Source organism: Sphingobium sp. EM0848 (assembly GCF_013375555.1).
Taxonomy (GTDB): Bacteria; Pseudomonadota; Alphaproteobacteria; order Sphingomonadales; family Sphingomonadaceae; genus Sphingobium.
Window position 1 is genome coordinate 2,387,988 of record NZ_JABXWB010000001.1, and the last position, 14,222, is coordinate 2,402,209.

Genomic DNA, 14,222 nt, shown 5'->3' on the forward strand with positions numbered 1-14,222 from the left:
AATCAGCCCTCCTGGCCTTCGGTCGCTTCGGGAGCGGCCGCTTCTTCAGCGGGCGTCTCGGCCGGAGCGTTGTTGCTGTTGGCGGCAGCCTTCAGGCTGGCCGGATAGGGCGCATCAGCCGGACGCTTCACCTTGACGGCGTCGCTGACGGTCAGCCAGGTGCCCTTGGCGCCCGGAACGCTGCCCTTGACGAACAGCAGGCCACGCTCGACGTCCGTGCGGACGATTTCGAGGTTCTGCTGGGTCCGCTCGCGGTCACCCATGTGACCCGCCATCTTCTTGTTCTTGAAGACGCGGCCCGGATCCTGACGGTTACCAGTCGAACCATGGGCACGGTGGCTGATCGACACGCCGTGGGTGGCGCGCATACCGCCGAAGCCCCAGCGCTTCATGGCACCGGCGAAACCCTTACCCTGGGTGTGACCGGCGACATCGACCAGCTGGCCGGCGATGAAGTGATCGGCCGCGATTTCGGCGCCGACATCGAGGAGCGCATCCTCGGCGACACGGAATTCGACCAGACGCTGCTTCGGCTCCACTTCCGCCTTGGCGAAGTGGCCGCGCTGCGGCTTGGCGACATTCTTGACCTTCGCGACGCCCGCACCCAGCTGAACCGCAACATAACCGTCACGCTCAACTTCCTTGCGGGCCACGACCTGATTGCCCTCAAGGGCAAGAACCGTAACCGGAATATGACGTCCGTCCTCCTGGAACAGACGGGTCATCCCGACTTTCTTAGCGATCACGCCTGTGCGCATCACTGTTTACTCCCATAGAGGCCCGCCTTAGCAGCGGGCGTATCCAACGAAAAAACCGCTCAGGATCTCTCCTTCGCGGCCCAACCCAAATATAGATCACCCCGTCCGGGTTGGATGCCACCCCCTACTCGGGAACAGCGACGGGGGACCAGGACCACGCGCCATTCCGGTTCACCGGAGGGGCCGTGCGGTATCCCTTGTGTCGTTTGAGCTTCCAGCAAGCCGGAATGCCCGATACCCTGCCCACCTTGCGGAGAGCAGGGACTTGCCGGCGCTTAGGCCAGCTTGATTTCGACGTTCACGCCGGCAGCCAGGTCCAGCTTCATCAGCGCGTCGACCGTCTGCGGCGTCGGCTGCACAATGTCAAGCATACGCTTGTAGGTGCGGACTTCGAACTGCTCGCGCGACTTCTTATCGATGTGCGGACCACGGTTGACCGTGAACTTTTCGATGCGCGTCGGAAGGGGAATCGGACCGCGGATAAGGGCGCCAGTGCGGCGGGCGGTGTCGGCGATGTCGCCGGTCGCCTGATCAAGCACACGATGATCGAACGCCTTGAGACGAATACGGATGTTGCTGTCCATTGTTCCTGTACCGATGCGAAAGAGCCAAAAAACTCAGAGCATTTTCAAAAATCAGCCGGAGCAGCCGATGACTTGTGAAAATGCGCCAACAAAAATTTACCGCCCCGTTTCTGGCCCTTCTAGCTCATGCGAGCCGGAGAAAGGCGATCCGGGGCGGTTAAAATCCTCAGCGGCGCGAATCAGGCGATTCGCGCCGCTGCGGTCCTATATTACTTCGAGATCGTGCCGACAACCCCTGCGCCGACGGTACGACCGCCTTCACGGATGGCGAAGCGCAGACCCTGGTCCATGGCGATCGGAGCAATCAGCTTGACGCCGAGCTTCACGTTGTCGCCGGGCATGACCATCTCAGTGCCCTCGGGGAGGATCACTTCGCCGGTCACGTCGGTGGTGCGGAAGTAGAACTGCGGACGATAGTTCGCGAAGAACGGGGTGTGACGGCCACCTTCTTCCTTCGACAGAACATAGACTTCCGCGTCGAACTCGGTGTGCGGGGTGATGGTGCCGGGCTTGGCCAGAACCTGACCGCGCTCAACTTCTTCACGGCCCACGCCACGGATCAGCGCACCGATGTTGTCGCCCGCACGACCTTCGTCGAGCAGCTTGCGGAACATTTCGACGCCGGTGACGGTGGTCTTGCGGGTGTCCTTGATGCCGACGATCTCGACTTCTTCACCCACCTTGACGATGCCGGTTTCGACGCGGCCGGTCACCACGGTGCCGCGACCCGAGATCGAGAACACGTCTTCGATCGGCATCAGGAAGGGCTTGTCGATCGGACGCTCGGGCTGCGGGATGAAGTTGTCGACCGCTTCCATCAGCTTGAGAACAGCGTTCTTGCCGATTTCGTCGTTCGAACCGTCCAGCGCCTTCACGGCCGAGCCGGGGATGACGGGGATGTTATCGCCGTCGAAGTCGTAGGACGACAGCAGTTCGCGGATTTCCAGCTCGACCAGCTCGAGGATTTCGGCGTCGTCGACGAGGTCGACCTTGTTCATGAACACGACGAGCTGCGGCACGCCGACCTGGCGGGCGAGCAGGATGTGCTCGCGGGTCTGCGGCATCGGGCCGTCGGTGGCCGAAACGACGAGGATGGCGCCGTCCATCTGGGCCGCACCGGTGATCATGTTCTTGACATAGTCAGCGTGACCCGGGCAGTCGACGTGCGCATAGTGACGGGCTTCCGTCTCATATTCGACGTGGGCGGTCGAGATGGTGATGCCGCGTTCGCGCTCTTCGGGCGCCTTGTCGATGTTGGCGTAGTCAACGAAGGTCGCGCCGCCGGTTTCGGCGAGGACCTTGGTGATCGCCGCGGTCAGCGAGGTCTTGCCATGGTCGACGTGACCGATGGTGCCGATGTTGCAGTGCGGCTTGTTCCGCTCAAACTTAGCCTTAGCCATTTTATCCTACCTTCTAATCAAATCAGCTTTGGTCTGACCGCTCGGCCGCGCCTCGCGAAGGCGCGTCCATAGCAGCAAATTTACAGATTACCAGCCCTAACCGACCCGGTTGCCCGGATCGGTCACAGGAATCTTCAGGCCATCTTCGCCTTGACTTCGTCCGCCACATTCTGCGGCACTTCGTCATAGTGCGAGAAGATCATCGAATAGTTCGCACGCCCCTGGGTGAAGGACCGCAGCGAGTTCACGTAACCGAACATGTTGGCCAGCGGAACCATCGCCTCGACAACCTGCGCGTTACCGCGGGTATCGGTGCCCTGGATCTGACCACGACGGCTGTTCATGTCGCCGATGACGTCGCCCAGATATTCTTCCGGGGTCACGACTTCGACCTTCATGACCGGCTCGAGCAGCGTGATGCCCGACTTCTGGGCCGCTTCGCGCATCGCTGCACGACCCGTGATTTCGAATGCCAGCGCCGACGAGTCGACGTCGTGATAGGCGCCGTCATAGAGCAGGATTTCGAAGTCGATGATCGGGAAGCCGATGAGCGAGCCAGTGGCCGCCGTTTCGCGCATGCCCTTTTCAATGGCGGGGATATATTCCTTCGGAATGTTACCGCCCTTGATCTCATCCTTGAAGATGATGCCCGCACCGCGCTCGCCCGGCGTCAGCTTCACCTTGATGCGGCCGAACTGGCCAGTGCCGCCCGACTGCTTCTTGTGGGTGTAGTCGATGTCGACCGGCTTCTTCAGATATTCGCGATAGGCCACCTGCGGCGCACCGACATTCGCCTCGACCTTGAACTCGCGCTTCATGCGGTCGACGAGGATTTCGAGGTGAAGTTCGCCCATGCCCTTGATGATGGTCTGGCCCGATTCGTGATCGGTCGTAACGCGGAAGGACGGATCCTCGGCAGCCAGGCGGTTGAGCGCGACGCCCATCTTTTCCTGGTCGGCCTTGGTCTTGGGTTCCACCGACAGTTCGATGACCGGCTCGGGGAATTCCATCCGCTCCAGGATGATCGGCTGGCGCTCGGCGCACAGCGTATCGCCGGTGGTGGTTTCCTTCATGCCGGCCAGCGCGACGATGTCGCCCGCATAGGCGGTGTCGATGTCCTCACGCGAGTTCGCGTGCATGAGGAGCATACGGCCGATCTTTTCCTTCTTGTCCTTGACCGAGTTCAGATAGGTGCCCTTGGTCAGGGTGCCCGAATAGACGCGCAGGAAGGTCAGCGAACCGACGAACGGGTCGTTCATGATCTTGAACGCAAGGCCGGCAAACGGCGCATCGTCGCTGGTCGGACGACTGTCGGGGGTTTCGCCGTCCATCTTGACGCCCTGGACGTCTTCGATGTCGAGCGGGCTCGGCAGATAGTCGACGACCGCGTCGAGCAGCGCCTGCACACCCTTGTTCTTGAACGACGAGCCGCACAGCACCGGCACGAAGGCGTGGCCCAGCGTACCCTTGCGGATCAGCTTCTTCAGCGTATCGACGTCGGGCAGATTGCCTTCCAAATAGGCTTCCATCGCGGCATCGTCCTGCTCGACGGCAAGCTCGATCAGCTTTTCGCGATATTCGGCAGCCTTGTCGGCGAGGTCGGCCGGGATGTCGATATATTCGAACTCGGCGCCCAGGCTCTCATCCTTCCAGATGATCGCGCGGTCATGCACGAGGTCGACCAGGCCGACGAACTCCGACTCGGCGCCGATGGGAAGGTACAGGACGGCCGGGGTAGCGCCCAGACGGTCGATGATCGTCTGTACGCAATAATAGAAATTGGCGCCGGTACGGTCGAGCTTGTTGATGTAGCACATCCGCGGCACCTTGTACTTGTCCGCCTGGCGCCACACGGTTTCCGACTGCGGCTCAACACCCGCAACGCCGTCGAACGCGGCGACCGCACCGTCGAGCACGCGCAGCGAACGCTCGACTTCGATGGTGAAGTCGACGTGGCCGGGGGTGTCGATGATGTTGAGGCGGTGGTCCTTCCAGAAGCAGGTCGTTGCCGCAGACGTGATGGTGATACCACGCTCCTGCTCCTGCTCCATCCAGTCCATGGTGGCGGCGCCTTCATGGACTTCGCCGATCTTGTAGGACTTGCCGGTGTAGTAAAGAATACGCTCGGTCGTGGTGGTCTTGCCGGCGTCGATATGCGCCATGATACCGAAATTGCGATAGCGTTCGAGCGGATGGCTGCGGGCCATGATGCTTCTCCGTTGCCGGCGCGCCGGCGGTTGGGGATAGATTGAGTCTTGCGGGTGGCCCCTAAACCAATCCGTCCGCCATGGGTAGACCCCCGGCGAACGGACCGAAATTGCGGAGCATTTCCAAAAGGAAACGGGCACCGGAAGGCGCCCGTTCCATCATGCTTACCAGCGGTAGTGCGAGAAAGCGCGGTTCGCTTCCGCCATGCGGTGCGTATCTTCGCGCTTCTTGACCGCATTGCCACGGTTGTTGGCAGCGTCCAGCAGCTCACCCGACAGACGGGCCGCCATGGTGGTTTCGCTGCGGTTGCGCGAAGCCGTGATCAGCCAGCGGATCGCCAGCGCCTGGGCGCGCTCGGGGCGCACTTCGACGGGGACCTGGTAGGTCGCACCACCGACGCGGCGGCTGCGGACTTCGATGCCGGGCTTCACATTGTTCAGCGCGTCATGGAACATGCCGATCGGGTCCTTCTTGGACTTCGCTTCGACAGTTTCGAGCGCACCGTAAACGATGGACTCGGCGACGGCCTTCTTACCGTCCTGCATGATGCTGTTCATGAACTTCGACAGCACGATATCACCGAACTTGGGATCGGGCAGGATAACGCGCTTTTCGGGGCGACGACGACGTGACATGTTTTAGTCTCCCTTACTTCGGACGCTTCGCGCCGTACTTCGAACGGCTCTGCTTACGGTCCTTGACGCCCTGGGTATCCAGAACGCCGCGCAGCACGTGGTAACGCACACCGGGAAGGTCGCGTACGCGGCCGCCGCGGATCAGCACAACGCTGTGCTCCTGAAGGTTGTGGCCTTCACCCGGAATGTAGGTGATGACTTCGCGCTGGTTGACCAGACGCACCTTCGCCACCTTGCGGAGAGCCGAGTTCGGCTTCTTCGGGGTCGTCGTGTAGACGCGGGTGCAAACGCCGCGCTTCTGCGGGTTCGCTTCCATTGCAGGGACCTTCGACTTGGTCTTCTGCAGCTCGCGGCCCTTGCGGACCAGCTGGTTGATTGTTGGCATGAAGCCCTTCACCTTTTTCAGTTACTTTACCTGCATTCCCGCGTTCCTGCTGCAAACAGGCGAATCGCCTCCAAACAGCAAAGGCCCCGGCGGAAACCCGCCCGGAGCCGCAAGAGCACCGGCAATGTTCAGCTCTGGCGCCCGAAGAACCCGATTACGGACAGACGAATCCACCCTTGCCGGACCTTTGAGCAGGCGCGCCTATAGCGATGCGCGTCCGATGGGTCAAGGATGGCGCCGAAGCCACTCGTTTCGACGCCGGTCCGAGATGGTGAAAATAGCATTAGTAAATTGATAAGAAGAGCGAATCTATTCTGGTTCGATGCCGCCATGGAGGCGCGCGCATGGATGGAACGTGACCCAGCTTTCGACGATCACCGGGGAATTCAACGTTTCCGACATGGAGGCCGCTTTTCAGGCGGACCGGTTGCCCGAGTCGCAACGCCATGCCCGCGTGCTTTTCCTGTTGTCGGCGATCCTCAACGCGCTCTTTCTCTTCAGTGACTGGCGCTTTGCCGGCACGCCGCATTTCTGGGTGGCTGTACCGGCCCGAGTCGCGGTGATTCTCTGGTCGCTGGCCTGCCTGTCCTTCTGCCGCTACATGGTGAACTTCCGGACAGTGGAACAGATCTGCTTCACCTGGCAGTTCGTCACCGCCATCTGCGTCGCCTTCTTGGTTTCCTCCCGCAGCGACATTGCGATCTTCGTGCTCGTGATGCTGCCGCTGATCTTTTACCTGGTGGTGCCCACGAGTTTCCGGGGCAATGTTGGCGGCGGCCTTGGCTGCGCGATACTGCTGCTCATCGGCTATCTCGCCCCCGCCCCCTTCGCATCCACGACGCCCGGCATGATCATGGCCGTCCTCATGCTGCATTGCGGGATGTGGATCACCATTGCCCGGACCAACCGGCTCCAGCGCAAGGAATGGACCGCAAGCCAGATGGCGCAGGCCGCCCGCACCGCCCTTGCCGCCAATAGCGAAACGCTGGAGCGCATGTTCATGAGCGTGCCGATCCCGCTGCTTGTTACCCGGCCCGATGGTTCGGTGGCACATCTCAACGACGCCGCGGCCCGCGCTTTCGGCGCGGATGGCGACATTTCGCGCACGCATATGCTGGGCGAGGGAACGGTCGCCCGGGCGAGCCTACGCGACCGCATCGCCGACGGACAGGAAGTCGACAATTCCGAATGCCGCATCGTCAGCCGGGAAGGCCAAATTCACGACGTCCTGCTGTCCTGTCGGCCCATCCTGATCCGGGGGGAGGACTGCATCCTCTCCAGCATCGTCGACATCACCGCCCGCAAGGAGGCGGAGCGCCATCTCGCCCATCTGGCGATGACCGACGCGTTGACGGGCCTGGCCAATCGTTCGCACTTCATGGCGACGCTGGCGCAGGCCGCCGCCGCGACCGGCCGTTCGGGCGGACAGATGGCCGTGGCACTGATCGACGTCGATGAATTCAAGCGGATCAACGACAGCGCCGGCCATGACGCGGGCGACGCCCTGCTCTGCGCCGTGGCGCAGCGACTGCGCGACGCGGTGCGGCCGGGCGATCTGGTCGCGCGCATGGGTGGTGACGAATTCGCCGTACTGTTGACCCGGCTGCGCACGGCATCGGACCTTGACGCCATATTGACGCGCATGACGAGCCAGTTGCACCGACCACTGAGCCACGGCACGCGCGATATAGACTGCCGCGTTTCCATGGGTGTCGCGCTGTTTCCCGACCATGCTGGCGACATTGCCGATCTGGTGAAACATGCCGACATCGCGCTGTATGAGGCGAAAAACGGCGGTCGGGGCCGGGCCTGCATCTTCGAACCCGGCCTGCTGGAGCGCTGGCAGCGGGAAGCACGAATGCTGGAGCGTGCCCGCGATGCGTTGGTCCATGCCCCGCCTACCCCCTGGTATCAGCCCAAGGTCGATCTTGCGACGGGCCGGGTCATCGGTTTCGAAGCGCTCCTACGCTGCGTCCGCCCGGATGGATCAATCATCATGCCCGGCGAGATCGCCGCCGCCTTCGAACATTCCGAACTCGGCCGCGCGATCACTGAACGGATGCTCACGCAGGTGCTGGCCGATTGCCGCACATGGCGGGACAAGGGTGTCGAATTCGGCCACGTCGCCATCAACGTACCCGGCGTCGAACTGCACGACAGCAGCTTTCCCGACCGGCTGCTCGACGCCCTTGGCGCCGCCGGGGTCCCCCCGAACCGGATCGAACTGGAGATCACCGAATCCGTCTTTCTCGGCCGCAATGCCGAAGTCGTGGAACGCAGCCTGCACCGCCTGAGCGCCGCTGGCGTATCGATCGCGCTCGACGATTTTGGCACCGGCTACGCCTCGCTCTCGCATCTCAAGCAGTTCCCGATCGACATCATCAAGATCGACCGGCGCTTCGTGCGCGATCTGGAAACCGATCCCGACGATGCGGCGATCGTGCGGACCGTGCTCAACCTCGCCTACAGCCTGGGCATCCGCACCGTGGCCGAGGGCGTCGAAAATATGCGGCAGCTCGACTATCTGCGCGCAGGCGGCTGCCATTTCGGCCAGGGCTTCCATTTCGGCGCTGCCGCCCCCGCATCGGAAGTTCCCATCATGCTCGGCTGGACGAAGGCAGCCGACGTCCTACCCCTCTGATTTTTTTCATCTTCGGCCGGAACCGAAATCGGAGTTCCACGTTTCACCCCGTTCACGTTTCGACTCGTCACGAGTCCGCTTCCCCGGATTCGCGCGACTCGATTCCTTTTGTTAGCGGCCTCTTCACGTAAAAATACATGCGGGGTCGCAATTGTCGCAACAGAGCAAGAAGGGGGCCGCTGCCCTCTGGGCCAGGATGACTGCCCTGTGCCCGGAGCGGGAGATTTTCCTACGCTCGGGCGGCGAGGTGAAGTTCATCCGCATTTCCCGGCGCGCGCAGCTTGCCGCCGCTGGCCTCCTGTCCACCGTGCTGATCGGCTGGGCGGGCCTGACTGTGTCGATGGCCATGAGCAGCGCCCGGATCGAGCAGGATCGCGCGGCGCTGAACGCCGAGGGCAAGGCCGTCGCCAGCACCGCCAGCAAGGTCGCAACCTACCGCCAGTCGATCGATCAACTCGCCAAGGAGTTGAAAGAGCGGCAGGATTTCATGGATGACCTCTACCGCACCCATTTCGGCAAGGAGGGCGAGGCTGCGACACCCGCCGATGTCGTCGGCGCCCCCGACAAGGACAGCAACGGCGCCCACAAGCTGAACAGGAAGATCAGCGCGGCGCCCGAAGCCGCGCCCTTGCTCCGCATCGACCAACGCCAGCGCCAGTTCGCCGCGCTCCTGACCGGCACGGTCCAGCAGCGCGCGGACAAGGCCGCCGCCGCAATCCGCAGCTTCGGCCTCAACCCCGACACCCTCGCGCGCAGCGCTGCCCGCGCCCAGGGTGGCCCCTTCGTCCCGTGGGAAGGGCAGGACGCCATGCCGGGCGAGTTCGAGAAACTCGCCAAGGCACTGTCCCGCATGGAATTTCTGGAAGCCAGCCTGCTCACCATCCCCTCCGGCAAACCCACTGCGACGCCGATGCTGAGCAGCAGCTACGGCTATCGCAGCGACCCGTTCAACGGCCATGCCGCTTTCCATGCCGGGCTGGATTTCCCCGGCAGCTATGGCCAGCCGATCCTGGCCGCCGCCGCCGGCAAGGTGAGTTTCGTCGGCCAGCGCAGCGGTTACGGCAATGTCGTCGAGGTCGACCATGGCAATGGCATCATGACCCGCTACGCCCACCTTTCCGGTTTTGCTGCCCATGTCGGGCAGAGCGTGGCACGCGGCGACAAGATCGCCCGCATGGGCTCGACCGGCCGATCGACAGGCACGCATCTGCATTTCGAGGTCCGCGTGAACGGCAATCCCATCAACCCCCGCCGCTTTCTGGAGGCCCGCAAGGATGTTCTCCAAATCCAGCAAGTCGCCTCGGCCCGTCTCGCCGATGTCGGAAACCGGGGCTAAGAACGCACCCTTTTCCCTCATCGGCAGCGATGTAACGATCAGCGGCAACCTGACCGCAAGCGTCGACCTGCATGTCGACGGCGTGGTGATCGGCGATATCCGCTGTGCCGCGCTGGTACAGGGGGCGGACATCATTCCCCCTCAAAATCAGTTCACCGGCGCGCGCCGCCGATAGCTGAGCGCCTCCGCCACATGCACCCGCCCGACCCGCTCCGCCCCGGCCAGGTCAGCGATCGTCCGCGCGACCCGCAACACCCGCGTATAGCCCCGCGCCGACAACTTCATCGCCGCGGCCGCCTGCACCAGCAGTTCGCGTCCGGCCTGATCCGGCCCCGCGACATCCTCCAGCCGCTCGCCATCGACCTCGGCATTGGTGCGCAGGGCGGTCCCCGCATAGCGTTGCGTCTGCACCTGCCGCGCCGCTGCGACCCGACCAGCGACCTCGGCCGATCCCTCGGCCGGCGGCGGCAGGACCAGATTCGCAGCCGTCACCGCCTGAACCTCCACATGAAGGTCGATACGGTCCAGAAGCGGCCCGGATACCTTGGCCTGATAATCCGCCGCGCAACGCGGCGCGCGGGAACAGGCCAACGCCGGATCGCCCAGATGTCCGCAACGGCACGGGTTCATCGCCGCCACCAACTGCACCCGCGCCGGGAAGGTCACATGCGCATTGGCCCGCGCCACCGTCACTTCGCCCGTTTCCAGAGGCTGCCGCAGCGAATCGAGCACGGCGCGCTGAAATTCCGGCAATTCATCGAGAAACAGGACGCCCAGATGCGCCATGCTGACCTCGCCCGGCCGCGCCTTTTGCCCGCCGCCGACCAGCGCCGCCATCGACGCGCTGTGATGCGGGTTGCGGAAAGGCCGCGCCCGGCTGATCCGCCCGCCTGCCAGCGTGCCCGCCACACTCGCCACCATGGACGTTTCCAGCGCCTTCGCAGGAGCAGGACAGGGTTTCAATCTCTTAGCAGCGGTCAACCTTCTTCCGGCCGCCCCTTGAATCCCTGCGCCACGACATACCATTCCACGCTGCCCTTGCGGCTTGCCGGAGGCTTGGCATGTTTGATCGTCGTGAAATGCTTCTTGAGAATGGCGAGCAGATCGGCATCGGTGCCGCCCGCGAACACTTTCGCGACGAACGTCCCGCCCTTGCGCAGATTCTCCACCGCGAACATCGCCGCAGCTTCCACCAACCCCATGGTGCGCAGATGGTCGGTCGCTGCATGTCCCACGGTGTTCGCCGCCATGTCCGAGATCACGAGATCCGGCGCATCGCCCAGGGCCTCAGCGAGCAGCGCGGGCGCCTTGTCGTCCATGAAGTCCATCTGGAACAGGGTGACGCCCGGAATCGGATCGGTCGGCAGCAGGTCAATCCCCACCACCTTCGCCTTGGGACAAAGCTTGCGCACCACCTGCGCCCAGCCACCCGGCGCAACGCCCAGATCGACGACCGCGCGCGATCCTTTCACGAAATGGAATTTCTCATCCAGTTCGATCAGCTTGAAGGCGGCGCGGCTGCGCCACCCTTCCGCCTTGGCGCGGCGGACATAGGGATCGTTCAACTGCCGTTCGAGCCAACGGGTCGATTGGGCGGTCCGCCCCTTCGCCGTCTTGACCCGCACCTTGCCGGCGCCCGTGCCTCTCACATTCTTACTCCGTCGCGGTCCATGAGGCCGCGCAATATGCCTTCGCGAATGCCACGATCCGCAACACCCAGGCGTTGGGCGGGCCAGATGTCGAGGATCGATTCCAATATGGCGCAACCCGCCACCACCAGATCGGCCCGCTCGGTGCCGATGCAGGGCAGCTTCTGCCGCTCCCACAGCGGCATGGACGACAGCCGTTCCGAAATGGCCCGCATCGATGTCGACGGGACGATCAATCCATCTATCGCCTGCCGGTCATAGCGCGGCAGGTCAAGATGCACGCTCGCCAGGGTCGTCACCGTGCCGGAGGTTCCGAGCAGGCGGATATCCGGCTGCGGCGCCGGAAGACGGCGGGCCAGCGGCGCAAAGGCCTCCGCCACCCGCATCCGCATCCGGCCATAGGCGGCCAGCCGGTCCATCGGATCGGCATGGTCGAAAGGTTCGCTCTCGGTCAGCGACACCACACCCCAAGGCGCGCTCACCCAATCGACCATATGGGGCGTGCCCGAACAGCTGGAATCGACCAGCACCAGTTCGGTCGACCCTCCGCCAATGTCGAAGATCAACGCCGGGCCGTTCCCCGGTTCGAGCAGCGCATGACAGCCAAGCACCGCCAGCCGCGCCTCTTCCTGCGCGCTGATGACGTCAAGCGCGATGCCGGTTTCGCGATAAACCCGCTGAATGAATTCTGCCCCATTGGACGCGCGGCGGCAGGCTTCGGTCGCGACCGACCGGGCCAGCGTCACATGGCGGCGGCGCAACTTGTCAGCGCAAACCGCCAGCGCCCCAATCGCCCGATCGATTGCCGCATCGCTGATCCGCCCGGACGCCGCGAGTCCCTCGCCCAGCCGGACGATACGGGAAAAGGCATCCACGACGATGAAACCATCGGATGACGGCTTGGCGATCAGCAGGCGGCAATTGTTCGTCCCCAGATCGATCGCTGCGTAAGACCGCCTGCCCCGCGGCGGATGAGGCAAAAGGCCCCGCGATTTCAACGGGGGCGTGAGGGCCGCAGCCTTGCTCCCATTGCCCTGACCGGATCGGATACCCGAAACGCCGGCGGCCGGGCCGGAACTCTGCGGCGATGGGCGGCTTTGCTGCACCATGGCCGTATCTCTTTTCTTCTTCGCCAACGCGGGAAAGCGCCGGAACTTGCCCCAAGAGTAGGCGGATGAAGAAGAAAGCGCAAGAAGGGGCGGGGAATGGTCTAGATAAGCGGCAACAACGCCGCGACGATCCAGCGTTCCTCGGCGCGCAACACGCCCCAGGCGCGCGCGGCGGCGCGGCTGTCCATGACCTCGACGCCGATGCCCCTTGCCTCCAGTTCGCGGACGAAGGGGCGCGACGGTTGCCGCAGCCCCGCGCCGGTGCCGAGCAACAGGAATTCGGGAAGCGGATCAAGATCGAACAGATCGCCCAGATCCGCCGGCGTCAGCGCGTCGATCGCGGGCGCATCCCGCCAGGCCAGAGCGCGCAGCGGCGAGAGCAACAGGCCATCGGGAAAGACATCGTCCCTGACCCGAAAGCCGCGCCCCTGAAAGCCGGTGACGATCGGTCCCTGCCCCGCTTCATCGCGGCGCAGTTCGATCCCCGATCGCCCTTTTCCTGGCGCCTGGCCGTTCAGGGCCGCGCTCCGTCGTCACGCGGACCCATGCGCTCGGCCTGGGCTGCGATATTGGTCTTGCTCGCCTTCTTTTCCGCCGTGGCCGGCGACAGGCCGAGGCTGATGAGCAGCGAGGACGACACATAAACCGACGAATAGGTGCCGACGATGATGCCCAGCATCATGGCGGCCGTGAAGCCGCGCAGCACATGGCCGCCCAGCAGCAGCAGCGCGCCCAGCGCCAGCAGCACCGTCACCGACGTCATGACGGTCCGCGGCAGCGTCTCATTGACCGACAGGTCGATCAGCGCCTTCATGTCCATCTTGCGGTATTTCCGCATATTCTCACGAATGCGATCGTCGATCACCATCTTATCGTTGATGGAATAACCCACGATGGTGAGCACGGCCGCCACGGTCGTCAGGTCGAACTCCAGCTGGGTGATGGCGAAGAAGCCCAGCGTCATCAGCACGTCGTGCATGATCGCGACGAATGTCGAGACACCGAACTGCCACTCGTAGCGGAACCAGGAGAAGATCGCGATGCCGACCACCGCCAACATCACCGCCAGCACGCCATTCTGAATCAGTTCGCCCGACACCTTGCCCGATACCGTGTCGTAGCGGGAGAAGGTGACGCCGGGGAACTCCGCCGTCATCGCCTTGCGCGCCTTTTCGACAATGGCGTTGGCCGCGCCCGCGCCGCCCTGTTCAGGCAGCGGCAGGCGAATCTGCACCGTCTTGGGATCGCCAAATTGCTGGAGCGAGCCGTCCCCCACACCCAGCCGATCGACCACGCCGCGCACCTTTTCCAGATGCGGCGGCTGCTCGAATTTCGCCTCGATCATCAGACCACCGACGAAATCGACACCCAGATTGAGGCCCTTGTAGAAGGTCGCACCGACCGCCAGCACCGTCAGCAGCGCCGTCAGGGCAAAGGCCCAATGGCGGAGCTTCACGAAGCCGATATTGGTGTTGTCGGGGACGAGTTTAAGCAGTTTCATATTTTCTCTCCCGCCC

At 63.5% G+C, this 14,222-nt stretch carries 12 protein-coding genes and 2 pseudogenes; 3 read left to right on the forward strand and 11 right to left on the reverse strand.

All coding sequences use genetic code 11. The features are described 5' to 3' along the window. Positions 1–2: 2 nt before the first annotated feature. The 6 genes from rplC to rpsL form a co-directional block, all read right to left on the reverse strand. On the reverse strand, positions 3–758 hold the full coding sequence (rplC, locus tag HUK73_RS11590) for a 50S ribosomal protein L3 (protein ID WP_176592936.1): 756 nt from the start codon (positions 756–758) through the stop codon (positions 3–5). Positions 759–1,033: 275 nt separating this feature from the next. Next, entirely contained in the window at positions 1,034–1,342 is a 309-nt protein-coding gene (gene rpsJ, locus HUK73_RS11595; protein WP_007686587.1) for a 30S ribosomal protein S10, read from the reverse strand. Between the two features lie 209 nt (positions 1,343–1,551). Then, positions 1,552–2,742 (reverse strand): elongation factor Tu, encoded by a 1,191-nt coding sequence (tuf, locus tag HUK73_RS11600; protein ID WP_176592034.1) that lies wholly within the window; start codon positions 2,740–2,742, stop codon positions 1,552–1,554. 134 nt (positions 2,743–2,876) lie between these two features. Beyond that, complete coding sequence (gene fusA / locus HUK73_RS11605) at positions 2,877–4,949, reverse strand: elongation factor G (protein ID WP_176592035.1); 2,073 nt, start codon at positions 4,947–4,949, stop codon at positions 2,877–2,879. Between the two features lie 165 nt (positions 4,950–5,114). Next, positions 5,115–5,585 carry a 30S ribosomal protein S7 gene (gene rpsG, locus HUK73_RS11610; RefSeq protein ID WP_013847768.1) on the reverse strand — a complete coding sequence of 157 codons (471 nt, stop codon included), beginning with the start codon at positions 5,583–5,585 and terminating at the stop codon, positions 5,115–5,117. Positions 5,586–5,598: 13 nt separating this feature from the next. Then, positions 5,599–5,970, reverse strand: a complete 372-nt coding sequence (gene rpsL / locus HUK73_RS11615) for a 30S ribosomal protein S12 (RefSeq protein ID WP_007686591.1) — start codon at positions 5,968–5,970, stop codon at positions 5,599–5,601. Between the two features lie 355 nt (positions 5,971–6,325). Between rpsL and HUK73_RS11620 the strand changes: the two genes are divergently transcribed. The 3 genes and pseudogenes from HUK73_RS11620 to HUK73_RS11630 form a co-directional block, all read left to right on the forward strand. Continuing rightward, entirely contained in the window at positions 6,326–8,611 is a 2,286-nt protein-coding gene (locus HUK73_RS11620; RefSeq protein WP_176592036.1) for a bifunctional diguanylate cyclase/phosphodiesterase, read from the forward strand. 196 nt (positions 8,612–8,807) lie between these two features. Beyond that, entirely contained in the window at positions 8,808–9,947 is a 1,140-nt protein-coding gene (locus tag HUK73_RS11625; protein WP_176592037.1) for a M23 family metallopeptidase, read from the forward strand. Next, positions 9,928–10,077 (forward strand): annotated as a pseudogene (locus tag HUK73_RS11630) (polymer-forming cytoskeletal protein); the annotation flags it as partial. The gene HUK73_RS11625 and the pseudogene HUK73_RS11630, both read left to right, overlap by 20 nt. A gap of 17 nt (positions 10,078–10,094) precedes the next feature. Here the strand turns inward: HUK73_RS11630 and HUK73_RS11635 are convergent. From HUK73_RS11635 to secF, 5 genes and pseudogenes are all read right to left on the reverse strand, one after another. After that, positions 10,095–10,904 (reverse strand): annotated as a pseudogene (locus HUK73_RS11635) (YifB family Mg chelatase-like AAA ATPase); the annotation flags it as partial. Between the two features lie 20 nt (positions 10,905–10,924). Continuing rightward, positions 10,925–11,596 (reverse strand): RlmE family RNA methyltransferase, encoded by a 672-nt coding sequence (locus tag HUK73_RS11640; protein ID WP_037452656.1) that lies wholly within the window; start codon positions 11,594–11,596, stop codon positions 10,925–10,927. After that, a complete protein-coding gene (locus HUK73_RS11645; RefSeq protein WP_176592038.1) occupies positions 11,593–12,705 on the reverse strand; it encodes a Ppx/GppA phosphatase family protein in 1,113 nt (370 codons plus the stop codon). The genes HUK73_RS11640 and HUK73_RS11645 overlap by 4 nt, the downstream gene beginning before the upstream one ends. Positions 12,706–12,806: 101 nt before the next feature. Next, positions 12,807–13,151, reverse strand: a complete 345-nt coding sequence (locus HUK73_RS11650; RefSeq protein WP_369805520.1) for an MTH938/NDUFAF3 family protein — start codon at positions 13,149–13,151, stop codon at positions 12,807–12,809. Positions 13,152–13,219: 68 nt separating this feature from the next. Beyond that, the gene (gene secF, locus HUK73_RS11655; RefSeq protein WP_176592039.1) at positions 13,220–14,206 is read right to left on the reverse strand and encodes a protein translocase subunit SecF; all 987 of its coding nucleotides are present in this window, start codon (positions 14,204–14,206) and stop codon (positions 13,220–13,222) included. Positions 14,207–14,222 lie beyond the last annotated feature (16 nt).

Bases quoted from the DNA above. Each gene is read 5' to 3' on its own strand.
- HUK73_RS11625 (WP_176592037.1), top strand. From the start codon at position 8,808: ATGACTGCCCTGTGCCCGGAGCGGGAGATTTTCCTACGCTCGGGCGGC.
- secF (WP_176592039.1), bottom strand. From the start codon at position 14,206: ATGAAACTGCTTAAACTCGTCCCCGACAACACCAATATCGGCTTCGTG.
- fusA (WP_176592035.1), bottom strand. From the start codon at position 4,949: ATGGCCCGCAGCCATCCGCTCGAACGCTATCGCAATTTCGGTATCATG.
- rpsJ (WP_007686587.1), bottom strand. From the start codon at position 1,342: ATGGACAGCAACATCCGTATTCGTCTCAAGGCGTTCGATCATCGTGTG.
- rpsL (WP_007686591.1), bottom strand. From the start codon at position 5,970: ATGCCAACAATCAACCAGCTGGTCCGCAAGGGCCGCGAGCTGCAGAAG.
- tuf (WP_176592034.1), bottom strand. From the start codon at position 2,742: ATGGCTAAGGCTAAGTTTGAGCGGAACAAGCCGCACTGCAACATCGGC.
- HUK73_RS11645 (WP_176592038.1), bottom strand. From the start codon at position 12,705: ATGGTGCAGCAAAGCCGCCCATCGCCGCAGAGTTCCGGCCCGGCCGCC.
- rplC (WP_176592936.1), bottom strand. From the start codon at position 758: ATGCGCACAGGCGTGATCGCTAAGAAAGTCGGGATGACCCGTCTGTTC.
- rpsG (WP_013847768.1), bottom strand. From the start codon at position 5,585: ATGTCACGTCGTCGTCGCCCCGAAAAGCGCGTTATCCTGCCCGATCCC.